Raw genomic sequence first — 22,837 nt, 5'->3', positions numbered from 1 at the left:
CTCGCGCTACCGCGCGAGGTGCGCCTCCAGCGCGTCGATGAACATCTTCGGCACGTCGAAGCCCGTCTGCTCGGTGATTTCCTGAAAGCAGGTCGGGCTGGTCACGTTGATCTCGGTGACCGAGTCGCCGATCACGTCCAGCCCGATCAGGAGCAGTCCGCGCGGCGCCAGCACGCTGCCGATGGCCTCGGCGATCTCGCGGTTGCGCGCGGTCAGCGGCTGCGCCACGCCCTTGCCGCCGGCCGCCAGGTTGCCGCGCACCTCGGTGCCCTGCGGAATGCGCGCCAGCACGAAGGGCGCCGGCTCGCCCGCGATGATCAGGATGCGCTTGTCGCCCTGCACCACCTCGGGCACGAAGCGCTGCACCATGATCGTCTCGGCGCCGTCCTTGTTGAGCGTCTCGACGATGGAGCCCAGGTTCAGCGCGTCCTGCTTCACGCGGAAGATGCCCATGCCGCCCATGCCGTCGAGCGGCTTCAGGATGATGTCGCCGTGCTCCGCATGGAAGTCGCGCACGGCCTGCGCGCTGCGCGTGACCAGGGTGGGCGTCACGAACTGCGGAAACTCCATGATCGCGAGCTTCTCGGGGTGGTCGCGCAGCGCGCGCGGCGAGTTGACCACCTGCGCGCCCTCGCGCTCGGCCTGCTGCAGCAGGTGCGTCGAATAGATGTACTCGGCGTCGAAGGGCGGGTCCTTGCGCATCAGCACGGCGTCGAAGTCCTTCAGCGCCTTGCTTTCGGTGATGTCGACCGTGTACCAGTCTGTCGCATCCCCGGTCAGCGTGATCTGCTGCACCACGGCCGTGACCAGCCCGCCCGACTTCCACTGGATGTCCTGCGGCAGGCAGGCGGCGATGCGGTGGCCGCGGCGCTGGGCCTCGCGCATCATCGAGAAGGTCGTGTCCTTGTAGATCTTGAACTGGTCGAGCGGATCGGCGACGAAGAGGATGTTTTTCATCAGATGTTCTTTCCGGCGCCGGGAGCGGCGGCCTCAGGGATGTCGGGCGCGATGTTGCCGGAAGGGGCGATCTCCTTGCCGGGCGGGGCCTTTTCGAAGGCTTTCGAGCTGGTCGAGCGGCCGATCTGCTGCACCGCCAGCGCCACGGCCCCGGCCACCACGCCCCAGAAGGCCGAGCCGATGCCCGCCAGCGTCACGCCCGAGAGCGTGACCAGGAAGGTGATCAGCGCAGCCTCGCGGTGCGATTCGTCGCGCACCGCAGCCGCCAGGCCGCCGCCGATGGTGCCCAGCAGCGCCAGCCCGGCGATGGCCGCGACCAGCTCTTTGGGAAAGGCCGTCAGCAGCCCGGTGACGGCCGCGCCGAACAGGCCGATCACCACGTAGATGGCGCCGCAGCTCACGGCGGCCGTGTAGCGCCGCGCCGGGTCTTCGTGCGCCTCGCGGCCCATGCAGATGGCCGCGGTGATGGCGCTCAGGTTCAGCGCGAAGGCGCCGAACGGCGCCAGCACCAGCGTGGTCAGCCCGCTGATGGTGATGAGCTTGCTGACCGGCAGCCCGCCATAGCCCGCCGCGCGGATGGCGGCCACGCCCGGCAGGTTCTGCGAGGCCATGGTCACCACGAACAGCGGCAGCGCTAGGCTGACGATGGCCTGCCAGCTGAAGACCGGCATCGTGAACACCGGCCAGGTGAGCGAGAAATGCACCGCCGACCACGCCAGCTGGCCGCGGGCCGCGACGAACACGATGGCCACCAGCAGCGTGAGCGGCACCGCGTAGCGCGGCAGCAGCCGCTTGGCGACGAGGTAGGTGCCGAGCATCAGCAGCACCAGCGGCAGCGCCGTTTGCGCCGCGATGAAGGCGCCGAGCCCGAAGCGCGCCAGCACGCCGGCGAGCAACGCGGACGCGATGGCCATCGGGATCTTGTTCATGACGCGCTCGAACCAGCCGGTGGCGCCCGCCAGCACCATCAGCACCGCGCAGACGATGAAGGCGCCGACCGCCTCGTTCATGCTGTAGCCCATGCCCGCCACCGCCAGCACGGCCGCGCCGGGCGTGCTCCAGGCGATCATGACGGGCTGGCGCCACCACAGCGAGGGCAGCGCCGAGGCCAGGCCCATGCCGATGCCCAGCGCCCACATCCACGAGGCCGCCATTTCCGGCGTGGCGCCGAAAGCCTGGGCGGCCTGGAACACGATGGCCACCGAGCTGGTGAAGCCCACGAGCACGGCGACGAAGCCCGCGGTGAAAGCCGAAAGGCTCAGGTCCTTGAAAAATCGCATCGCGCGATTGTGCCGCCGTGCCGGGGGGCGCCGGCACGGCGGCGTCAGGGCTTCATAGCCTCAGGCCGCGCCCAGGTAGGCCTTGGCCAAGGCGCCGTCGGCCGCGATGTCCGCCGCGCTGCCCTGCGCCACGATGCGCCCGCCTTCCATCACATAGGCCCGGTCGCACAGCGCCAGCGCGAGCGCGGCCATCTGGTCGACCAGCAGCACGGTGAGCCCTTCGGCGCGCAAGCTGTCGAGCGCCTCGAACAGCTCCGAGATGATCTTCGGCGCCAGCCCGAGCGAGGGCTCGTCGAGCAGCAGCACGCGCGGCTGCGACATCAGCCCGCGCGCGATGGCCAGCATCTGCTGCTCGCCGCCCGACAGCAGCCCCGCACGCTGGTGCAGCCGCTCGCGCAGGCGCGGGAAGCGCACGAGCATGGCCTCGGTGCGCGCGTCGATGTCGCGCCCGTCGAGAAACGCGCCCAGGCGGATGTTGTCGCGCACGCTGAGCTCGGGGAACACCTGCCGGCCTTCGGGCACCAGCACCAGCCCGCGCGCCACGATGCGCTCGGCGGGCAGGCCCGCCAGTTCCGCGCCTTCGAGGTGGATGCCGCCCTGCACCGGCCGGTGCAGCCCGGCCAGCGAGCGCATCAGCGTGGACTTGCCCGCGCCGTTGGCGCCCAGCAGTGCCACCAGTTCGCCGCGCCGCACGCGCAGGTCGATGCCGTGCAGCACCGGCTCGGCGCCGTAGCCGGCCACCAGCGCGCCGATGCCCAGCACCTCGGGCGCGTCCGCCGGCAAGGCGGGGCGCGGTGCCTTCGGGGACGCGCCGGCCGTCATCGCCTCGCCCAGGTACGCCTTGCGCACCGCCGGGTCGGCCTGGATGGCCGCGACATCGCCCACCGCCAGCCGCTGCCCGGCGTCGAGCACCACGAGATGGTCGGAGATGCCCATGACCAGTTCCATGTCGTGCTCGACCAGCAGCACGCCGATGCCGGCCGCCGCGATGCGCTGCAGCAGTGCGGCCAGCTGCGTCTTGTCTTCGCGCGAGAGGCCGGCCGCGGGCTCGTCGAGCAGCAGCGCCTGCGGCGAGGTGGCCAGGGCGCGTGCGATCTCGACCAGGCGGCGGTCGACGTGCGCGAGGTCGGCGGCCGGCGTGTCGGGCGAACCCGCGTAGCCACAGAAGGCCAGCAGCTGCCGCGCCTGCGCGCGCGCCGCGGCCGAGCGGTAGCGCCGCGCGCCCAGCAAGGGCCCGAGCGTGCCGCGCCCCAGCGCGAGCGCCACGTTGTCTTCCACGCTCAGGCTGCCGAACAGCTGCGAGGTCTGGTAGGTGCGTGCCACGCCGGCGCGCGCGATGCGGAAGGCGCGCAGGCCCTGCAGCGGCGCCTCGCCCAGGCGGAAGCCGCCGCCCGTGGGCCTGTAGAAGCCGCTCAGCATGTTCAGCACCGTGGTCTTGCCCGCGCCGTTCGGACCGATCAGGCTGGTGATGCCGCCCGCGTGCGTGCCGAAGGCCAGGTCGCTCACGGCGCGCACGCCGCCGAACTGCATCGTGAGGCCTTCGGTGCGGATCGGTGCGCCCGATGCGCCTGGCGCGCGCGGTGGCAGGCCCGTGGCATCTGCGCGCAATGGCAGCGGCGCCGGCTGCCTGGCGAAGCGCGCAAGCACGGGGGCCATCACACGCCGCCACAGCCCGGCCGCACCGTCCGGCGCCGCCCACAGCACGACCAGCAGCAGCAGGCCGAAGAACAGCAGCCGGTATTCCTCCAGGCTCGCGAGCACCTCGGGCAGCAGCGCCACCACGAGCGCGCCGACCACCGGCCCGCCCACCGAGCCCGCGCCGCCGATCATCACGACCAGCACGAACAGGATCGACTGCCCGAAGCCGAAGGTGTGCGGCGTGACGAAGCCCGACAGCGGCGCGAACAGCCCGCCCGCCGCGCCCGCGCACAGCGCCGACAGCGCGAAGGCCACGGTCTTGATGCGCAGCGGATCGAGCCCGATCGACTCGGCCGCCGTCTCGCTGTCGCGCACCGCGCGCATTGCAGCGCCCCAGCCGCCGCGCGACAGCAGCGCGAAGGCCACGAGCGCCACGCCGGCCGTGAGCACCGCCAGCATGGCCGCCGCGCGCTCGCCCTGCGCCAACCCAAAGAGCGAAGGACCCGCGATGCCCATGAGGCCGTTCTGCCCGCCCGTGAGGTCGCGCGCCTCGACGATCGCGTGCTCCACGATGAAGCCGAAGGCGATGGTGATCATCGCGAGGTACGGCCCCTTGGCGCGCAACGCGGGCAGCGCGAGCAGCGCACCCATGGCGCCCGCGACGAGCGCACCCACCGGCCATGCGGCCCAGAAGCTCCAGCCGGCCTTGCTCGTGAGAATGGCGACGGCGTACGCTCCGATCGCATAGAAGCCCACGTGCCCGAACGACATCTGCCCCGTGAGCCCGAGCAGCACGTTGAGCCCGATGCCGACGATCGCGAACAACGCCACGTTGGCGAGCACGAACACGTAGTAGCCGTTGACCGTGGCCGCGAGCGCCACGCCCACGGCCATTGCCGACACGAGCACGACCAGCGCGGGCCAGCGCATGCCCGAAATGCCAGGAGCGGCGCTCATACCTTCTTCACCGCCGCACGGCCGAACAGCCCCTGGGGCCGCAGCGCGAGCACCACGATCACCAGGGCGAAGGTCAGGATCTGCGTGTAGCCCGAACCCAGCGTGGCGGTGATCAGCGCTTCGGCCAGGCCGAACAGCAGCCCCGCGCCCATCACGCCCCATGCGCTGGTGATGCCGCCCAGGATCGCGACCGCGAAGGCCTTCAGGCCGAACAGCGTGCCCATGTCCGCCTGCACGTTGAACAGCGGCGCGATCAGCACGCCCGCCACGCCCGCGAACACGGCCGACAGCGCAAAGGCCGCGGCCACCGCGCGCCGGATCGGAATGCCCATGAGCCGCGCGGCGGCCGGGTTCTGCACCACGGCCAGCATGCCCACGCCCCAGCGCGTGCGCCGCGCCACGATGTGCAGCGCCGCGGCCAGCGCCAGGCCCGCCACGGGAATGAGCAATTGCAGCGGGTACACGCCCAGCCCCACGTCGCCCACCTGCAGCGGCGTGACCGCCAGCGGCGACGGCAGGCTGCGCGGCTCCTTGCCGAAGGTGAACATCACCAGGTTGTCGACCACGATGCCCAGCGCCACCGTGGCCATCAGCCAGGCTTCGGAGCCGCGGCTCGCGAACGGACGCACCGCCACGAACTCGACCACCAGCCCGTACACGCCACACAGCACGAGCGCCAGCGCGATGGCCAGCGGCATCGGCCAGCCCAGGGTCTGCGCGAACCAGAAGGTGAAGACCGCGCCCAGCATCATCGCGCTGCCCTGCGCGAAGTTGACGGTGCCCGAAACGGCGTAGGTGACGTAGAAGCCCAGGGCGATCAGCCCGTACATGCTCCCCAGCCCCAACCCGCTGATCCATGCGGAAAGCAGCATTGCGCGCAGCCCTCTTCTTTTCTTACTTCGCCGCGACCATGCCCACGGGCAGGATGCGGTTGTCGATGAACTGCGCCCACACGTAGTCGTTGGCGGTCACGGCGTCGTGCACGGCGGGCGAGAAGGGCTTGTCGTAGGTCTTGATCAGGCCTTCGTACCTGCCGATCTTGTAGAAGCCCTGGCGCACCGCGTCGCCGTCGGTCGAGCCGGCCGCCGCGATGGCCAGCGCCGCGAGCTGCATGCCGTCGTAGGCGTTGGCCACGCCCACGGCGGGCGTGATGTCGTCCGGGCCCTTGATGGCGGGGTACTTGGCCTTCAGCGCGGCAATCACCTTCTCACCCACCGGTGACTGCTTGCCGAAGAAGCTGTAGGTCTGCACGAAGTGCACGTTCTTGCCGTTGGGGCCGGCCAGCTCGGTGAAGCGGCCGCCCGCCGGGCCCCAGTGCGACACGATGGGCACCTGCCAGCCCATGCGGTCGAGCGACTTCACCACCTGCGCCGACGGGCCCACGTTGCCGACCATGAACAGCGTGTCGGCGCCCGCGGCCTTCAGGCGCGTGAGCTGCGGCACCACGTCGACGTCGTTGCCGTCGAACTTCTCCACGCCCACGGCCTTCAGGCCCTTGGCGGCGAGCGCGGCGTGCAGGCCCTTCTCGTTCGATTCGCCCCACGGGTTGTTGACCAGGATCATGCCGAACTTGCTCGCCTTGAAGTTCTTCTGCGCGTAGTCGAGCATGCCCACGTTGACGATCTCGTCGACCGCCGACACGCGAAAGGCGTAGTTGGGGTTGGCGCCATTCTTCGTGATGGGCGTGCCCGCGGCCCAGGGGCCCATGAAGGGCGTCTTCTCCTGGTTGGCGATGGGCACGATGGCCATCGACACCGGCGTGTCGAGCCCGCCGAACAGCACTGCCACCTTCTCCTTGAAGATGAGTTCGCGCGCGGCCACCACGCCCTTGGCGGGGTTGGCCTCGTCGTCGCGGCGCACCAGCTCGAGCTTGCGCCCGCCGAGCAGCCCGCCCTTGCCGTTGATCTCGTCGATGGCCACCGTGAGGCCGCGCGTGATGGCTTCGCCGGCCAGTGCCGACTGGCCCGACAGGGCCGTGACCAGGCCGATCTTGATCGGCTCGGCGGCGAAGGCCGCACCGTGGGAAAGGCAGGCAGCGGCAACGGCTGCAAGGCACAGCGTGCGGCGGTTGAAGCGAGGCGAACGGGACATGGCGGACTCCTGGGTCGAAGAGAAGCAGGGGATGGACAAGGGATGAGGCACCCAACAAGGTGCATCGAAATGCGCCGAAGCGACTGGCCAGCCCCGGATGCAAGCGGCATGCCAAGTTGACAATTTATCCATCGAATTGTCGACAATCCAAATTCGAGCGTGTCAACAATCAGGCACAGGAATTGCACGATTCCGCCACGACATACCGCCGTGCACCGCCATGGCTCACAACGACTGGAGAACCGCATGACCACGCCCGCCGCACCAGCACCCCACACGCTCGCCCCCGCCGCCGTGGTGGACGAGTTCCTTCGCCTGGTGATGATTCCCGACCCGCAGTCGGCCTCGCGCTTCACCGCGCCCGGCATCCGCATCCGCTTCACCGGCAACCGGCCGATGCAGGCGCCGGGCGACACCTCGGCCTTCAATGCGAAGCGCTATGCCTGGGTGAAGAAGAAGATCGAGCGCACCGAAACGGTGGCCGGCGGCACGCCCGAGGCCACCGTGGTCTACAGCCTGGGCACGCTGTACGGCGCATGGCCCGACGGCACCGCCTTCGAGGACAACCGCTACGTCGACCGCTACGTGGTGAGCCACGGCCTCATCGTGCAGATGGACGTGTGGAACGACAGCGCCGAATGGCTGCTGTTGCGCGCCGGCCTCGCGGTGCTGTGAGGACCGGCGCATGACCACGCGCTGGCCCGAACTGCTGCCCACGCACGACCGCTTCGACTACCGGCCCATCACGCGGCGGCCCGACCACGTGTGGCCCAACGGCGCGCGGCTGGCGGTGTACCTGGGCTTCAACGTCGAGCACTTCGCCTTCGGCGACGGGCTGGGCGCATGCATCGGCCCGGCCTCGCCGCAGCCCGACGTGCTCAACCACGGCTGGCGCGAGTACGGCAACCGCGTGGGCGCATGGCGCTGCCTGGAGCTGTTCGACGCGCTCGCATTGCCCGCCGGTGCGCTGATCAACACCGCGCTGTACGACCACTGCCCGGAGCTGGTGCAGGCGCTGGTGGCGCGCGGCGACGAGCTGATCGGCCACGGCCACAGCAACGCCGAACGCCAGGGCGTGCTCGACGAAATGCACGAGCGCGCGCTGCTGCAGCGCTGCCGCGACCGCATGGTGCGCGAGAGCGGGCAGGCGCCTTCGGGATGGCTGTCGCCGTGGATCTCGGAGAGCGCCGTCACGCCCGACCTGCTGGCCGAGACAGGCTACGGCTACACGCTGAACTGGTGCCACGACGACCAGCCGATTCGCATGCGCACGCGCGGCGGCGGTGCACTGTGGTCGGTGCCTTACCCGCAGGAGCTCAACGACATTCCGATGATCGTCGGCCGCCTGATGGACGCGAAGGACTTCAGCGCGATGGTGGTCGACAACTTCGAAGAAATGCTCACGCAGGCGCGCAGCCAGCCGCTGGTGATGGGCCTGGCGCTGCATCCGTACATCGTGGGCCAGCCTTACCGGCTGCGGCATTTGCGCACCGCGCTGGCGCACCTGGCGCAGGCGCGCGACCGGGGCGACATCTGGTTCACCACGCCGGGGGCCATTGCGGCGCACATGACGCAGCTGGCCGCGGAGCGGCCCGGAGAATTCGACTGAACCACAGGGTGCATGGGCGGGCTCGATAATCTGCGCGTTCCCACCGCCTGCTTTCCACCCCATGGCCCGTTCCCCCTCGCCGCCGAAGCCCGCCGCCGCCCGGCGCAAGCCGTCGCCAGCCGCCGAACCCACCGCGACGGCCGCGCCGGTCACGCCGGTCACGCCGGCAGGGGGCGAAGGTGACGAAGGCGACATCGAGGAACGCATCTACCGCTCGGTCTTCGAGGGCGTGACCAACCAGCGCCTGGCACCCGGCACCAAGCTGCCCGAGGCCTCGCTGTGCGAGCTGTTCGGCGTGAGCCGCGCGCTGGTGCGCAAGGTGCTGCAGCGGCTGGCGCACGACCACATCGTCGACCTGCGGCCCAACCGCGGCGCCATCGTCGCGATGCCTTCGCCGGAAGAAACGCGGCAGATCTTCGAGGCGCGCCGCGCGCTCGAGGCCGCGCTGGTGCGCATGGCGGTGCGCAACGCCACCAAGGCCGAAGTGGCCGAACTGCGCCGGCACCTGAAGGAAGAACACGCAGCCATGCACCGCCACACGCAACCCGAATGGGCGCGGCTGGCCAGCTCGTTCCACCTGCGCGTGGCGCGGCTCGCGCGCAATCCGATCCTGGAGCGCTACCTCACGGAGCTGATGTCGCGCTGCTCGCTGATCGTGGCGCTGTACGAGCCGCCCGGCAACGCCGCGTGCGAGCACGGCGAGCATGCCGAAGTGGTCGACGCCATCGCGCGCGGCGATGCGGACACGGCCGTGCACCTGATGGAAGCGCACCTGCTGGTGCTGGAGCGGAACATCGCGCTGGACCGGCCGGCCGCGCAGCGCAGCCTGGGGCAGATGCTGGGCCTGGGCTGAACCGCCCCGGCCGAACACCCGGCGGCCGCGTCAGATCTCGATCTTCGAGCCCAGCTCCACCACCGCATTGTTCGGCAGCCCCAGGAAGGCGGCCGCGCCACTCGCGTTGTGGTGCATCTGCGCGAACAGCTTCTCGCGCCACGGCGCCATGCCGCTGCCCAGCGTGGGAATCACCACGTCGCGCGACAGGAAGTAGCTGGTCGTCATCGGCTCCAGCTGGCAGCCGCGCAGGCGCGCGTTGTCGAGCGCGCGCGGCAGGTCGATGTCGTTCTTGAAGCCGTAGTGCACGATCACCTGCCAGCAGTGGTTGCCCAGCGCGTCGATCTCGATGCGCTTGTCCATCGGGATCCAGGGCACCTCGTGGTTGCGCACGGTGACGAACATGTTCTGCTCGTGCAGCACCTTGTTGTGCTTCAGGTTGTGCAGCAGCGCGTTGGGCACGGTGCCGGGCTCGGCCGTGAGGAACACCGCCGTGCCTTCCACGCGCACCGGCGGGCTGACGAACACCGAGCCCAGGAAGGACTTCAGGTCGATGGCATCGGCATGCTGCGCCTCGCCCATGAGGCGCCGGCCTTCCTTCCACGTGATCATCAGCGTGAAGACGAAGCCGCCGATCATCAGCGGGAACCAGCCGCCTTCGAACAGCTTGAGCAGGTTCGACGCGAAGAACATGAAGTCGACGAAGAAGAACAAGGCCGTCGAGCCGATGCAAAGCACCAGCGGCAGCTTCCACGCGTAGCGGATCACGAAGAAGGTCAGGATGGTGGTGATCAGCATGTCGGTGGTCACCGCGATGCCGTAGGCCGCCGCCAGGCTGCTCGACGTGCGGAACATCACCACCGCCAGCACGATGGCCACGAACAGGCCCCAGTTGACCAGCGGAATGTAGATCTGCCCGGCCGTGCGCACGCTGGTGTGCTCGATGTTCAGGCGCGGCAGGTAGCCCAGCTGGATGACCTGGCGCGTGACGCTGAACGCGCCCGTGATGAGCGCCTGCGACGCGATGACCGTGGACAGCGTGGCCAGCAGCACCAGCGGAACCAGCGCCCACTCGGGCGCCATCATGAAGAAGGGGTTCTTCACGGCCTCGGGGTTCTCCAGCAGCAGCGCGCCCTGGCCCAGGTAGTTGAGGGTGAGCGCCGGCATGACGACCGAGAACCACGCGATGCGGATCGGCTTCTTGCCGAAGTGGCCCAGGTCGGCGTACAGCGCCTCGGCGCCGGTCACGCACAGCACCATGGCGCCCAGCAGGATGAAGCTGGTGCCCGGGTTGTCCCAGATGAACTTCAGCGCATACCAGGGGTTGAGCGCCTTGACGATCTCGGGGTGGTGCAGGATCTGCCACACGCCCAGCACCGCAATGGCCGCGAACCACGCCAGCGTGACCGGTCCGAAGAACTTGCCGATGCCCGCGGTGCCGCGCTTTTGCACCGCGAAAAGGCAGAACAGCACGACCAGGGTGATGGGGATCACGTAGTGCGAGAAGTGCGGCGACACCACCTCCAGGCCCTCGACCGCCGACAGCACCGAGATGGCCGGCGTGATGACCCCGTCGCCATAGAAGAGCGATGTGCCGAAGATACCCACCACCAGCAGCACGTGGCGCAGCCGGGGCTTGTCGGCCACCGCCCGGGACGCCAGCGCGAGCATGGCGACGAGGCCGCCCTCGCCTTCGTTGTCCGCCCGCAGCACCAGCACCACGTACTTGATGGAGACGATGACCGTGAGCGTCCAGAAGAACATCGACAGGATGCCGTAGACGTTCTCGACCGTGAACGGCACGTGGCCGTGGCCGAACACTTCCTTGACGGCATACAGCACGCTGGTGCCGATGTCGCCGTAGACGACGCCGATGGCGCCGACGATCAGGCCGGCTGAGAGGTTTTTGGGGGCTGACACGAAGTCGATGGGAAAAGGGCAGGCTGCTGGAATCGACGCGTCAGACACGCCGGGGTGCGACGAGAGCGAACGTCCGTACGCCCGCCCGCATCACCCCTCCCGCCCTTTTGTTTCCGTTTGCTGTGGGGCCGCTATTTTGCCGTCGCCCGCCGCCGCCGCAAGCTGCGGCCCTTCATTTAGACCTTCATTCGTAGATTTCGGCGTCCGGGTCGGTCGCCTCCATCTCGTAGCTGGCGGCCACCATGGCCAGCCGCCCGACCACGCCGTACATGTAGAAGCGGTTCGGCGCGCTGGCACCGGGCTTGGCGCCGGGCTGCGGCATGTGCGCGCTTTCGGAGAAGGCCAGCGGCACGAAGCTCGCGCCCGGCAGCTTGAGGTTCTCGTCGGCGGCCTGCTCGGCATGCACGCGGTAGAAGCCGCCCACCACGTAGCGGTCCATCATGTAGACCACCGGCTCGGCCACGCCGTTGTGCACGCGCTCGTTGGTCAGCACGCCTTCCTGCACGATCAGCTCGGTGGGTTCGCGCAGGTCGCGCCCGCCCGAGATCCTGGCGGCCGACGACGTGCTGGTGCGCGACTTGCCGATCAGCGCCTCGACCTCCTTGGCGTCGCGCACCGTCACCACGCCCGGGCTGCCGCTGCCGCTGTGGCCGCCCTTGACGACCACGAACGGCTTCTCGTTGATGCCGTATTCCTTGTACTTGCGGCGCACCTTGGTGAGCACTGCTTCCACGTGGCTGGTCAGCACGTCGATGCCGCGGCCTTCGGCCACGTCCACGCCCTCCGCGCGCGCATAGATCGGGTTGATGAGCCAGGGGTCGATGCCCAGCAGCTTGCCGAAGCGCTTGGACAGCTCTTCGTAGCTGTGCAGGTGGTTGCTCTTGCGCCGCACCGACCAGCCCGCGTGCAGCGGCGGCAGCAGGTACTGCTCGTGCAGGTCCTCGAGGATGCCGGGCGTTCCCGCCGAAAGCTCGTTGTTGAGCAGGATTGTGCAGGGATCGAAGTTCTTCAGGCCCAGGCGGCGCTTGGTACGGACCACGGGTTCGAGCGTCACGGTCTCGCCGTTGGGCAGCTCGATCTTCTTGGGCGCCTTGATGGCCGGGTCGATGGACCCGATGCGCACGTTGAGCCCCGCCATGTGGAAGATGCGCACCAGTTGCGCGACGTTGGCCAGGTAGAAGGTGTTCTTGGAGTGATTTTCCGGAATGACGAGCAGGTTGCGCGCCTCCGGACAGATCTTCTCGATGGCGGCCTGCGCGGCCTGCACGGCCAGCGGCAGCATCTCCTTGGTGAGGTTGTTCCAGCCGCCGGGAAACAGGTTGGTGTCGACCGGCGCCAGCTTGAAGCCGGCGTTGCGGATGTCCACGGCGCTGTAGAACGGCGGCGTGTGCTCCATCCATTCGAGCCGGAACCAGCGCTCGATGGCGGGCATCGAGTCGAGCACCCGCTGCTCCAGTTCATTGATCGGGCCGGTCAGGGCAGTGACGAGATGCGGAACCATGCGGCGGCCTTGTTGGTTTTGTGCTTAAAGGTGGAGCGGAATTGTAGGATTTGGGGATGGCCGCCCCAATGACAAGACTGCGCGCGGGCGCATCAAGTCCGGACCTCGCCCTGTCCCAGCACCACGTACTTCAGCGAGGTGAGGCCTTCGATGCCCACCGGGCCGCGGGCATGGAACTTGTCGGTGCTGATGCCGATTTCGGCACCCAGGCCAAATTCGAAGCCATCCGCGAAGCGGGTGCTCGCATTGACCATCACGCTGGCCGAATCGACCTCGCGCAGGAAGCGCTGCGCATGCACGTGGTCGCGCGTGACGATGGCGTCGGTGTGGTGGCTCGAATAGCGGTTGATGTGGGCAATGGCCTCGTCCACGCCCGACACCACCTTGATGCTGATGACCGCCGCGAGGTATTCCTCGGACCAGTCGCTCTCCACCGCATCGACGATCTTGGCATTGGCACCGGCGGCGCCCAGCGCCTCGCTGGCCCGCAGGATCGCGGCGGCGGCCGGGTCGCAGCGCATTTCCACGCCCTTGGCCGCGAAGATGGCGGCGATGTCGGGCAGGAAGTGCTCGGCCACCGTGGCCGACACCAGCAGGCCTTCGGCGGCGTTGCAGGGGCTGTACTTCTGGGTCTTGGCGTTGTCGACGATGCGCAGCGCCATGTCGAACTCGGCCGTGTCGTCCACGTAGACGTGGCAGTTGCCGTCCAGGTGCTTGATGACCGGCACCTTGGCGTCGCGGCTGATGCGCTCGATCAGGCCCTTGCCGCCGCGCGGAATGATCACGTCGACGAATTCGGGCATGGCGATGAGCTGGCCCACGGCTTCGCGGTCGGTGGTCTGCACCAGTTGCACCGCCTCGACCGGCAGGCCGGCCTCGGCCAGCGCCCCGGACACCAGCAGCGCCAGCGCCTTGTTCGACTCGATGGCCTCCGAGCCGCCGCGCAGGATGGCCGCGTTGCCGCTCTTGATGGCCAGGCTCGCGGCCTCGATGGTCACGTTGGGGCGGCTCTCGTAGATCATGCCGAACACGCCGATCGGCACGCGCATCTGGCCCACACGAATGCCGCTGGGTTGCTGCTTCATGCCGATGATCTCGCCGATCACGTCGGCCATGCCGGCGAGCTGCTCGCAGCCCAGTGCCACGGTCTCGATGACCTTCGGCGTGAGCTTGAGGCGGTCGACCATCGGTGCCGACAGGCCGGCGGCCGTGGCGCGCGCCAGGTCTTTCTCGTTGGCGACGGCCAGCACCGGGCCGGCTTCGCGCAAGCGCCGGGCCAGCGCCTTCAATGCTATGTTTTTGGTAGCTGCATCCGCACGGGCCATGAGGAATGCAGCGGCTTTGGCTTGCAGACCGAGGGTCTGCATGTGCTCGCTGACGTTGAACGCATTCATCTGCGCATTTTCCCACGCCAACCTGTGGCCCGGATGACACAGGCTTTTTGATGGCTCGCGCCACCGGAACAGACGCCTTCGGCGTGGATCAGCCGCGCCGCGGTGCAGCCGCCGCACTGCTGCACGCGCGGCACAGCATCAGCGCCAGCCGCTGCAGCGACTGCCAGCCGCTCGCGGGCCAGTCGGGCTGCTTCAGGCCCTTCACGATGCCGTCCACCGAGTGGGCGGCGCGCAGCAGCCGCGCCAGCATGCGGTCGTCCAGCCGCGGCAGCACGCGCTCGAACGCGCGCTCGCGGGGCCCCCAGATGCGGTTCTCGCGCAGCGCCATCGGCAGCGGGCGGCCCGACGCCATGGCGTCCTTCACACGCTTGAGCGCCCGGATGTCCTCGGCGATCGTGTAGTGCACCAGCACCTCGGCCTCGCCCTCGGCCTGCAGGCCGTCGAGCATGCGCGCCACGCGCTGCGGGTTGCCGGCCAGCACGGCCTCGGACAGCTTGAACACGTCGTAGCGCGCCACGTTGTTCACCGCGCCTTCCACCTGCTCCCAGCTCAGCTCGCCGGCCGGATGCAGCAGCGCGAGCTTCTGGATCTCCTGGTGCGCGGCGAGCAGGTTGCCCTCCACGCGGTCGGCAAAGAACTGCAGCGTGCGCTGGCCTTCGTCGCCGGGCATCACGCGCTGGCCCTGCAGTCCCAGGCGCTGCGCGATCCATTGCGGCAGCGCATTGCGCTCGATCGGGTCGACCTGGATGCTCGCGCCGTTGTTCTCCAGCGCGGAGAACCAGGCGCCGGTGCGCGTGGCCTTGTCCAGGCGCGGCAGCATCACCAGCGTGAGTGTGCTGTCGTTGCCAGGCGCGGCCTCGGCCATGTGCTGCAGCGCCGCGCTGCCGTCCTTGCCGGGCTTGCCCGAGGGGATGCGGATCTCCACGATCTGCTTGTCGGCGAACAGCGAAAGCGAGCCCCCGGCCGCCAGCACCGCGCTCCAGTCGAAGTGCGCGCCCGCCACGGTGTACGAACTGCGTTCGGTGTAGCCCTGCGCGCGCGCGGCCGCGCGGATGGCGTCGGCCGCCTCCTGCGCGAGCAGCGGCTCGTCGCCGTGGATCGTGTAGAGCGGCTTCAGGCCCTTTTGCAGGTGGGCCCCGAGTTGGGCGCTGGCAAGTTGCATGGAAATGGAATGACCGGGGAATGACCTGGGCGCAGCGGCTCAGAGCTCCTTGACGGCGGCAATGCGGCGCATCAGCTGCTGGGCGATGTCCGACTGCATGTCGCGGAACAGCAGGTCGGCTTCGCCTTCCTTGGCCAGCGCGTTGGTCTCGTTGAAGCTCAGGTCGCGCGTCTGCGAGACCTCGGTGGACGGCAGCAGGTCCTTGCCGGCCGGCGTGCGAAGCCGAAAGCGCACGCGCAACCGCAGCTGCAGCTCGCGCACCAGGCCGGCCGAGTTGGTCGAGATGACGAGGCGGTCGCGATCCTCGCCCAGGATCTCGAGTATCACGTCGGCCGTCGACACCGGGGGCGGGCTGCCGGCCACGGCAGGCTCGACGGCCACCAGCGTCACCGAGCCCGTGGCCCGCAGCTCGCGCCGGATCTGGTTGATCATGGCCGTGTTGCCCGAGATCGACAGCGTCTTGAACGCGAAGACCGGCGCCTTGCGCAGCTCGAAGCCGCAACCTGCCAGTCCGAGCGAGGCGCCCGCCACCGTCAGGCCCATGAGAAAGCCGCGGCGCGGCAGCGAGACATTGCGAGTGTTCATGCTTGAGTCGTTCGTCAGAGAACCACGTTGACCAGGCGGCCGGGAACCACGATCACGCGCTTGGGCGGCGCGCCCTCGGCGAAGGTGACGAAGTCGTCGCAGGCCAGCGCCAGCTCCTCGATCTCGTCCTTGGAGGCCCCGGCGGGCACCAGCAGCTTGCCGCGCAGCTTGCCGTTGACCTGCAGCATGAGCTCGATCTCGTCCTGCACCAGCGCGCCGGCGTCGACCGTGGGCCAGGCCGCGTCGAGCAGGCCGCCCAGGTCCTTGTCGTAGCCGAGTTCGTTCCACAGCTGCTGGGCGATGTGCGGCGTGGCCGGGTACATGCAGCGCAGCAGGATGCCGAAGCCCTCGCGCAGCGCGGCCGCGTCGCCCTTGCTGCCGTCGGGCTTGAAGCCTTCCAGCGCATTGAGCAGCTTCATGGCGCCCGACACCACGGTGTTGTATTGCATGCGCTGGTAGTCGTAGTCGACCTGGCGCAGCACGGTGTGCACCTCGCGGCGCAGCGCCTGGGCGCCCTTGCCGAAGGTCTGGCCGGCAAGGGCCACCGGGGCCGCCTCCGCCTGCGCGGCGCCGAAGTTCCACACCCGGCGCAGGAAGCGGTAGCTGCCTTCCACGGCCGCGTCGTTCCACTCGAGCGTGGCTTCGGGCGGCGCGGTGAACATGGTGTACAGGCGCGCGGTGTCGGCGCCGTACTTCTCGATCAGGTCCTGCGGGTCGACGCCGTTGCGTTCGCTCTTGCCCATCTTGCCCACGCCGCCGTACTCGACCTTGGTGCCGTCGGCGGTGGTGCCGCCGGTGATGCGGCCCTGCGCGTCGAGCACGGTCGTGACCTCGGTCGGCGGAAAGTAGTCCTTGCCGCCCTTCTCGTTGCGCTTGTAGAAGATGTGGTTGAGCACCATGCCCTGCGTCAGCAGCTTGCTGAAGGGCTCGTCGGCCTTCACCAGGCCCAGGTCGCGCATCACCTTGGTCCAGAAGCGCGCGTACAGCAGGTGAAGAATGGCGTGTTCGATGCCGCCAATGTACTGGTCCATCGGCATCCAGTAGTCGGCACCCTCGGCGACCATCGCCTGGTCGTTCTTCGGGTCGCAGTAGCGCATGAAGTACCACGACGAATCCACGAAGGTGTCCATGGTGTCGGTCTCGCGCCGCGCGGCCTTGCCGCACACGGGGCACACCACGCCGGCATGAAAGCCTTCGTGCTTGTTCAGCGGGTTGCCGGAACCGTCGGGCACGCAGTCGGTAGGCAGCACCACCGGCAGGTCCTTCTCGGGGACCGGCACGGCGCCGTGCTCGTCGCAATGGATGATCGGGATCGGCGTGCCCCAGTAGCGCTGGCGGCTCACGCCCCAGTCGCGCAGGCGCCAGGTGGTCTGCAGCTCGCCCAGGCCCTTCTGGCCCAGCGCATGCGCCACGGCGGCCACGGCCTCCTTGTAGGTCATGCCGCTGAAGTTGTCGGAGTTGATGGTCACGCCGCGCTGCTTGTCGCCGTACCAGTCCTGCCACTTGTGATAGTCGAAGTGCGGCTCGTCGTCCACCAGCACCACCTGGATGATCTCGATGCCGTACTTGTTGGCGAAGGCGAAGTCGCGCTCGTCGTGCGCGGGCACGCCCATCACGGCGCCGTCGCCGTAGCCGATCAGCACATAGTTGCCGACCCACACGGGCACCTGCTCGTCGGTGATGGGGTGCGTCACCGTGAGGCCGGTGGGCACGCCCTTTTTCTCCTGCGTGGCGAGCTCGGCCTCGGTGGTGCCGCCGTTCTTGCACTCCTCGATGAAGGCCGCGACCTTGGGGTCGAGCGTGGCGGCATGCGCGGCCAGCGGATGCTCGGGCGCCACGGCGCAGAAGGTCACGCCCATGATGGTGTCGGCACGGGTCGTGAAGACGTACATGCGGCCGTCCTGGATGGCCTTGCCGCTCGCGTCCTTGATGTCGTGCGTGAAGGCGAAGCGCAGGCCTTCGCTCTTGCCGATCCAGTTTTCCTGCATCAGCTTCACGCGCTCGGGCCAGCCCGGCAGCTTGTGCTGGGTGTGCTCGAGCAATTCTTCGGCGTAGTCGCTGATCTTCAGGTAGTAGCCCGGGATTTCGCGGCGCTCGACCGTGGCGCCGGTGCGCCAGCCCTTGCCGTCGATCACCTGTTCGTTGGCCAGCACGGTCTGGTCGACCGGATCCCAGTTCACGACCTGGGTCTTGCGGTAGGCAATGCCCTTTTCGAGCATCTTCAGGAACAGCCACTGGTTCCACTTGTAGTAGCTCGGGTCGCAGGTGGCGATCTCGCGGCTCCAGTCGATGGCCAGGCCCATGGCCTGCAGCTGGCCCTTCATGTAGGCGATGTTCTCGTAGGTCCACTTGGCCGGGGGCACGCCGTTCTTCAGCGCCGCGTTCTCGGCCGGCAGGCCGAAGGCGTCCCAGCCCATGGGCATCAGCACGTTGTAGCCGCTCATGCGCAGGTAGCGCGTGAGCATGTCGTTGATGGTGTAGTTGCGCACATGGCCCATGTGCAGCTTGCCGCTGGGGTACGGCAGCATCGAGCAGGCGTAGTACTTCTTGCGGCTCGCGTCTTCGGTGACGCGGTAGGCATCGGCGGCGCTCCATTGCGCCTGGGCAGCGGACTCGACGTCGCTGGGTTTGTAGCTGGGGTTCATGACGGTTCGGCAAGAGCCCGGCGCAAGGCGGCCGGGAACGGCGGATTATCGCGCCCGGGCAAAGCCCCCGGCCCGCAGACTCCGGACTTGGGGTACGTAACCTGTGTGTTGTGCGGGTAACGCCTGCCGCGCCGCGGGTTTTCGCGCCGCCCGCGCCCCTGCAACTGCGCCTGAAACACCTCGCCGTGGCCACCGGCGGCGCGCAGCGCGCAGGACGGGGCAAGGCCGTATCACTGGCCCGAATTTCGCATGCCACAATGTTTTTCGACCACAGGGACCGGCATGGGCAGCAAAAGCGACATCAGGAACAGCCACAGCGACTGGTGGCGCGGCGCCGTGATCTACCAGATCTACCCCCGAAGTTTCATGGACAGCAACGGCGACGGCATCGGCGACCTGCCCGGCATCACCTCCCGGCTCGACCACGTGGCCAGCCTCGGTGTCGACGCCATCTGGGTCTCGCCCTTCTTCCGCTCACCGATGAAGGACTTCGGCTACGACGTGTCCGACTACCGCGCGGTCGACCCGCTGTTCGGCACGCTGGCCGACTTCGACGCCATGCTCGCGCGCATGCATGCGCTGGGCCTGAAGCTCATCATCGACCAGGTGCTCTCGCACACCTCCGACCAGCACGCCTGGTTCGCCGAGAGCCGCAGCAGCCGCGACAACCCCAAGGCCGACTGGTACGTGTGGGCCGACCCCAAGCCCGACGGCACGCCGCCGACCAACTGGCTGTCGGTGTTCGGCGGCTCGGCCTGGCAGTGGGACGCGCGCCGCAGGCAGTACTACCTGCACAGCTTCCTGGCCGAGCAGCCCGACCTGAACTTCCATTGCGCCGAGGTGCAGGAAGCGCTGCTCGGCGAGGTGCGCTTCTGGTGCGAGCGCGGCGTGGACGGCTTCCGCTTCGACGCCTGCAACCACCAGTTCCACGACGCGCTGCTGCGCGACAACCCGCCGGCCACGCTGGCGTCCATCGACGAGGTCAGCACGGTGCGCGCCGACAACCCCTACGCGATGCAGCAGCACCTGTACGACAAGAGCCAGACCGAGAACCTGGCCTTCCTCGAAAGCCTGCGCCGGCTGCTCGACGGCTACGGCGCGGTGGCGCTGGGCGAAGTCGGCGACGAGAACGCACCGCCCGTCATGGCGCAGTACACCGAACTCGGCAAGCGCCTGCACCTGGCCTACAGCTTCAGCCTGCTGACGGCCGAGCACAGCCCGAAGCACCTGCGCCACCAGGTCGAGGCGCTCGACCATGCGCTGGCGCCCACCGGCGGCTGGGGTTGCTGGGCGGTGTCGAACCACGACGTGCCGCGCGTGGCCACGCGCTGGAGCGGCGGCACATCGACACGGGTCTCCGCCCCGGCGGACACCCGGCGCGACCGGCTCTGGCTGACGCTGCTGCTCACGCTGCGCGGCAGCGCCAGCATCTACCAGGGCGAGGAGCTGGGCCTGCCCGAGGCCGAGGTGCCGTTCGAACTGCTGCAGGACCCGTACGGCCGCGCCTTCTGGCCCGAGTTCAAGGGCCGCGACGGCTGCCGCACGCCGCTGGCCTGGACCGCCGAGGCGCCGAACGGCGGCTTCAGCACCGGCACGCCCTGGCTGCCGGTGTACGGCCCGCACCTGCCGCTGGCCGTCGAACGGCAGGCGGACGACCCCGATTCGATGCTCGCCTTCACCCGCGCCCTGCTGCACTGGCGCCATGACCAGCCCCTGCTGCGCACCGGCGACATCGCCTTCATCGACGCGCCCGAGCCCCTGCTGCATTTCGAGCGGCGCGGCGCTGGCGGGTCGCTCCACCTCGTCTTCAACTTCGCCGGCGAGCCGGTGTCGATTCCGTTGCCGATGTCCGGGTCGAAGGGCTTGTCGCCCCTTGCCGGGCAACCGCTGTCGAGCACCGCCGCCATGCAGGGCGAAGGTGAAAGGCGCATGCTGGTGCTGGCGCCGTACGGCGTCTTCATCGGCGCGCCCGCCGACGCAGGAAACCACTGACCACCATGCCCCTGAAGCCGCTGCCCGAGTCCGAAATCCATGCGCTGATGCGCGCCGAGCACGGCGACCCGTTTGCCGTGCTGGGGCCGCACGAGACGCCCGAGGGCCTCGTCGTGCGTGCCCTGCTGCCCGGCGCCCAGCGCGTGGCCGTGCTGCACGCGCGCACCGGCTGGCCGCTGGCCATCCTCACGCGGCACGACGAGTCGGACCTGTTCAGCGGCCTCGTGCCCGCGGCCGAGGCCCGCATGGGGTATTTGTTCCAGGTCGACTGGGACTCGCACACCTCGCGGCTCGAAGACCCCTACCGCTTTCCCTTCGTGCTGGGCGACACCGACCTGTGGCTGCTGGCCGAGGGCACGCACCTGCGGCCCTGGGAGCGGCTGGGCGCGCACCTGCGCGAGATGGACGGCGTGAAGGGCGTGGCCTTCGCCGTCTGGGCGCCGAATGCGCGGCGCGTGTCGGTGGTCGGCAACTTCAACAACTGGGACGGCCGGCGCCATGCGATGCGGCTGCGCCGCGAGTGCGGCGTGTGGGAAATCTTCGCGCCGCACGTGACGGTGGGCGACCGCTACGAATTCGAGATTCTTTCGGCGCAGGGCGAGGTGCTGCGCAAGGCCGACCCGTTCGCCTTCTCTTCGCAGCTGCGCCCCGACACCGCCTGCGTGGTGCAGCCGCTGCCCGCGCCGGTGAAGCTGCCCGAGGGCCGCGCCGAGGCGAACGAGCGCCATGCGCCCATCAGCATCTACGAGGTGCACCTGGGTTCGTGGCGCCGCAAGAACGGCCACGAGTGGCTGGACTACCGCGAGCTGGCCGACACGCTGGTGCCCTACGTGCGCGACCTGGGCTTCACGCACATCGAGCTGCTGCCGATCAGCGAGCACCCCTTCGACGGCTCGTGGGGCTACCAGCCCATCGGCCTGTACGCGCCGACCTCGCGCTTCGGCACGCCGGGCGACTTCCGCCACCTGGTCGAGGCCGCGCACGCGGCGGGGCTGGGCGTGATCCTCGACTGGGTGCCCGCGCACTTTCCGACCGATGCGCACGGCCTGGGCAACTTCGACGGCACCCCGCTGTACGAGTACGCCGACCCGCGCGAGGGCTTCCACAACGACTGGCAGACGCTGATCTTCAACTATGCGCGCACCGAGGTGCGCAACTACCTGGTCGGCAATGCGCTGTACTGGCTGGAGCGCTACGGCGTGGACGGCCTGCGGGTGGATGCGGTGGCCTCGATGCTGTACCGCGACTACAGCCGCAAGGCCGGCGAGTGGGTGCCCAACGTGCTCGGCGGGCGCGAGAACCTGGAGGCCATCGACTTCCTGCGGCGCATGAACCATGTGGTGGGGGTGGAGCGGCCCGGCGCCATCACGGTGGCCGAAGAATCGACCAGCTTCCTCGGCGTGACCCGGCCGCCGGAAGACGGGGGGCTGGGGTTTCACTACAAGTGGAACATGGGGTGGATGAACGACACGCTGGCGTATGCCGGCACCGACCCGGTGTACCGCAGGCACCATCACCAGCAGATCACCTTCGGGCTGATGTATGCGCACAGCGAGAACTTCGTGCTGCCGCTGTCGCACGACGAGGTGGTGCACGGCAAGGGCTCGATGATCGGGCGGATGCCGGGCGACGAATGGCAGAAGTTCGCCGGCCTGCGCAACCTGTATGGGTACCTGTGGGCTTATCCGGGGAAGAAGCTGCTGTTCATGGGCGGCGAGTTCGCCCAGCACGCGGAGTGGAACGCGGACCGCGGGCTGGACTGGCACCTGCTGGAGCATGCGTCGCACCAAGGGGTGCGGCGGCTGGTGCGCGACCTGAACAACGTGTACCGGCACTTTCCCGCGTTGCACGAGCTGGACCATGAGGGCGCGGGCTTCGAGTGGATCGTGCACGACGATGCGGAGCAGTCGGTGTTTGCCTTCGTGCGGCGGGCACGCGACGGGTCGTTCGTGGTTGCCGTGTGCAACTTCACGCCCGTGCCTCGGCATGGCTATCGGCTGGGGGTGCCTTGTGCGGGGGCTTACCGCGAGATCGTCAATACGGATGCGTCGGTGTATGGCGGGAGTGGGGTTGGCAACGGGGTGGTTCAGAGCGATTCTTTGCCCTGGCATGGGAAGGCGGACTCTGTTTCCGTGAGCTTGCCGCCGTTGGGGACTGTGATGTGGGTTCTGGTTTGAGGGCGTTGGGCTTGGTTTTTGTTCCGGGGCCGGGTCTCGCCCCGGCGGGCGAGCTACTTTCTTTTGCTTCGCCAAAAGAAAGTAGCCAAAGAAAAGG

Annotated in this window: 16 protein-coding genes; 5 read left to right on the top strand and 11 right to left on the bottom strand. The window is 68.9% G+C overall.

The window, feature by feature from the left end; translation table 11 throughout:
- Positions 1-6: 6 nt before the first annotated feature.
- The 5 genes from gshB to AC0IYU_RS32980 are packed head-to-tail and all read right to left on the bottom strand — an operon-like array spanning position 7 to position 6,923.
- Entirely contained in the window at positions 7-957 is a 951-nt protein-coding gene (gene gshB / locus AC0IYU_RS33000; protein WP_472126088.1) for a glutathione synthase, read from the bottom strand.
- Entirely contained in the window at positions 957-2,237 is a 1,281-nt protein-coding gene (locus AC0IYU_RS32995) for a benzoate/H(+) symporter BenE family transporter (protein ID WP_472126086.1), read from the bottom strand. The genes gshB and AC0IYU_RS32995 overlap by 1 nt, the downstream gene beginning before the upstream one ends.
- A 60-nt stretch (positions 2,238-2,297) precedes the next feature.
- Complete coding sequence (locus AC0IYU_RS32990; RefSeq protein ID WP_472126082.1) at positions 2,298-4,832, bottom strand: branched-chain amino acid ABC transporter ATP-binding protein/permease; 2,535 nt, start codon at positions 4,830-4,832, stop codon at positions 2,298-2,300.
- Positions 4,829-5,704 (bottom strand): branched-chain amino acid ABC transporter permease, encoded by an 876-nt coding sequence (locus AC0IYU_RS32985; RefSeq protein ID WP_472126078.1) that lies wholly within the window; start codon positions 5,702-5,704, stop codon positions 4,829-4,831. The genes AC0IYU_RS32990 and AC0IYU_RS32985 overlap by 4 nt, the downstream gene beginning before the upstream one ends.
- 22 nt (positions 5,705-5,726) lie before the next feature.
- The gene (locus tag AC0IYU_RS32980; protein WP_472126076.1) at positions 5,727-6,923 is read right to left on the bottom strand and encodes an ABC transporter substrate-binding protein; all 1,197 of its coding nucleotides are present in this window, start codon (positions 6,921-6,923) and stop codon (positions 5,727-5,729) included.
- A 246-nt stretch (positions 6,924-7,169) separates the two neighbouring features.
- Here AC0IYU_RS32980 and AC0IYU_RS32975 point away from each other — a divergent pair, with 246 nt between their 5' ends.
- The 3 genes from AC0IYU_RS32975 (at position 7,170) to AC0IYU_RS32965 (ending at position 9,385) form a co-directional block, all read left to right on the top strand.
- The gene (locus tag AC0IYU_RS32975; RefSeq protein WP_472126073.1) at positions 7,170-7,598 is read left to right on the top strand and encodes a nuclear transport factor 2 family protein; all 429 of its coding nucleotides are present in this window, start codon (positions 7,170-7,172) and stop codon (positions 7,596-7,598) included.
- 10 nt (positions 7,599-7,608) lie between these two features.
- Positions 7,609-8,532 (top strand): polysaccharide deacetylase family protein, encoded by a 924-nt coding sequence (locus AC0IYU_RS32970; RefSeq protein WP_472126070.1) that lies wholly within the window; start codon positions 7,609-7,611, stop codon positions 8,530-8,532.
- A 61-nt stretch (positions 8,533-8,593) separates the two neighbouring features.
- Complete coding sequence (locus AC0IYU_RS32965) at positions 8,594-9,385, top strand: GntR family transcriptional regulator (RefSeq protein WP_472126067.1); 792 nt, start codon at positions 8,594-8,596, stop codon at positions 9,383-9,385.
- A gap of 30 nt (positions 9,386-9,415) precedes the next feature.
- Here AC0IYU_RS32965 and AC0IYU_RS32960 read toward each other — a convergent pair whose 3' ends face one another.
- From AC0IYU_RS32960 to leuS, 6 genes are all read right to left on the bottom strand, one after another.
- A complete protein-coding gene (locus AC0IYU_RS32960) occupies positions 9,416-11,284 on the bottom strand; it encodes a potassium transporter Kup (protein WP_472126064.1) in 1,869 nt (622 codons plus the stop codon).
- Between the two features lie 184 nt (positions 11,285-11,468).
- A complete protein-coding gene (gene gshA / locus AC0IYU_RS32955; RefSeq protein ID WP_472126061.1) occupies positions 11,469-12,785 on the bottom strand; it encodes a glutamate--cysteine ligase in 1,317 nt (438 codons plus the stop codon).
- A gap of 92 nt (positions 12,786-12,877) precedes the next feature.
- Positions 12,878-14,179, bottom strand: coding sequence for a glutamate-5-semialdehyde dehydrogenase (locus tag AC0IYU_RS32950; protein WP_472126059.1), 1,302 nt, complete (start codon positions 14,177-14,179; stop codon positions 12,878-12,880).
- A gap of 88 nt (positions 14,180-14,267) precedes the next feature.
- Positions 14,268-15,341, bottom strand: coding sequence for a DNA polymerase III subunit delta (gene holA, locus AC0IYU_RS32945; protein WP_472126057.1), 1,074 nt, complete (start codon positions 15,339-15,341; stop codon positions 14,268-14,270).
- Between the two features lie 39 nt (positions 15,342-15,380).
- Entirely contained in the window at positions 15,381-15,926 is a 546-nt protein-coding gene (locus tag AC0IYU_RS32940) for an LPS-assembly lipoprotein LptE (protein ID WP_472126054.1), read from the bottom strand.
- A gap of 14 nt (positions 15,927-15,940) precedes the next feature.
- Entirely contained in the window at positions 15,941-18,571 is a 2,631-nt protein-coding gene (gene leuS / locus AC0IYU_RS32935; protein WP_472126051.1) for a leucine--tRNA ligase, read from the bottom strand.
- A gap of 282 nt (positions 18,572-18,853) precedes the next feature.
- Between leuS and AC0IYU_RS32930 the strand changes: the two genes are divergently transcribed.
- Positions 18,854-20,563, top strand: a complete 1,710-nt coding sequence (locus AC0IYU_RS32930; RefSeq protein ID WP_472126047.1) for an alpha-glucosidase — start codon at positions 18,854-18,856, stop codon at positions 20,561-20,563.
- A 5-nt stretch (positions 20,564-20,568) separates the two neighbouring features.
- Positions 20,569-22,740, top strand: a complete 2,172-nt coding sequence (gene glgB, locus AC0IYU_RS32925; protein WP_472126044.1) for a 1,4-alpha-glucan branching protein GlgB — start codon at positions 20,569-20,571, stop codon at positions 22,738-22,740.
- Positions 22,741-22,837 lie beyond the last annotated feature (97 nt).

Source organism: Variovorax sp. AC103 (genome assembly GCF_979254005.1).
Note: the sequence above shows the minus strand (reverse complement) of the source record. Positions and strands in the feature narration are given on the sequence as shown.

Excerpts from the sequence above, each read along its gene's own strand:
- AC0IYU_RS32975 (WP_472126073.1), top strand. The coding sequence starts at position 7,170 with ATGACCACGCCCGCCGCACCAGCACCCCACACGCTCGCCCCCGCCGCC.
- holA (WP_472126057.1), bottom strand. The coding sequence starts at position 15,341 with ATGCAACTTGCCAGCGCCCAACTCGGGGCCCACCTGCAAAAGGGCCTG.
- AC0IYU_RS32940 (WP_472126054.1), bottom strand. The coding sequence starts at position 15,926 with ATGAACACTCGCAATGTCTCGCTGCCGCGCCGCGGCTTTCTCATGGGC.
- AC0IYU_RS32950 (WP_472126059.1), bottom strand. The coding sequence starts at position 14,179 with ATGAATGCGTTCAACGTCAGCGAGCACATGCAGACCCTCGGTCTGCAA.
- gshA (WP_472126061.1), bottom strand. The coding sequence starts at position 12,785 with ATGGTTCCGCATCTCGTCACTGCCCTGACCGGCCCGATCAATGAACTG.
- gshB (WP_472126088.1), bottom strand. The coding sequence starts at position 957 with ATGAAAAACATCCTCTTCGTCGCCGATCCGCTCGACCAGTTCAAGATC.
- AC0IYU_RS32965 (WP_472126067.1), top strand. The coding sequence starts at position 8,594 with ATGGCCCGTTCCCCCTCGCCGCCGAAGCCCGCCGCCGCCCGGCGCAAG.
- glgB (WP_472126044.1), top strand. The coding sequence starts at position 20,569 with ATGCCCCTGAAGCCGCTGCCCGAGTCCGAAATCCATGCGCTGATGCGC.
- AC0IYU_RS32930 (WP_472126047.1), top strand. The coding sequence starts at position 18,854 with ATGGGCAGCAAAAGCGACATCAGGAACAGCCACAGCGACTGGTGGCGC.
- leuS (WP_472126051.1), bottom strand. The coding sequence starts at position 18,571 with ATGAACCCCAGCTACAAACCCAGCGACGTCGAGTCCGCTGCCCAGGCG.
- AC0IYU_RS32970 (WP_472126070.1), top strand. The coding sequence starts at position 7,609 with ATGACCACGCGCTGGCCCGAACTGCTGCCCACGCACGACCGCTTCGAC.
- AC0IYU_RS32985 (WP_472126078.1), bottom strand. The coding sequence starts at position 5,704 with ATGCTGCTTTCCGCATGGATCAGCGGGTTGGGGCTGGGGAGCATGTAC.
- AC0IYU_RS32990 (WP_472126082.1), bottom strand. The coding sequence starts at position 4,832 with ATGAGCGCCGCTCCTGGCATTTCGGGCATGCGCTGGCCCGCGCTGGTC.
- AC0IYU_RS32980 (WP_472126076.1), bottom strand. The coding sequence starts at position 6,923 with ATGTCCCGTTCGCCTCGCTTCAACCGCCGCACGCTGTGCCTTGCAGCC.
- AC0IYU_RS32995 (WP_472126086.1), bottom strand. The coding sequence starts at position 2,237 with ATGCGATTTTTCAAGGACCTGAGCCTTTCGGCTTTCACCGCGGGCTTC.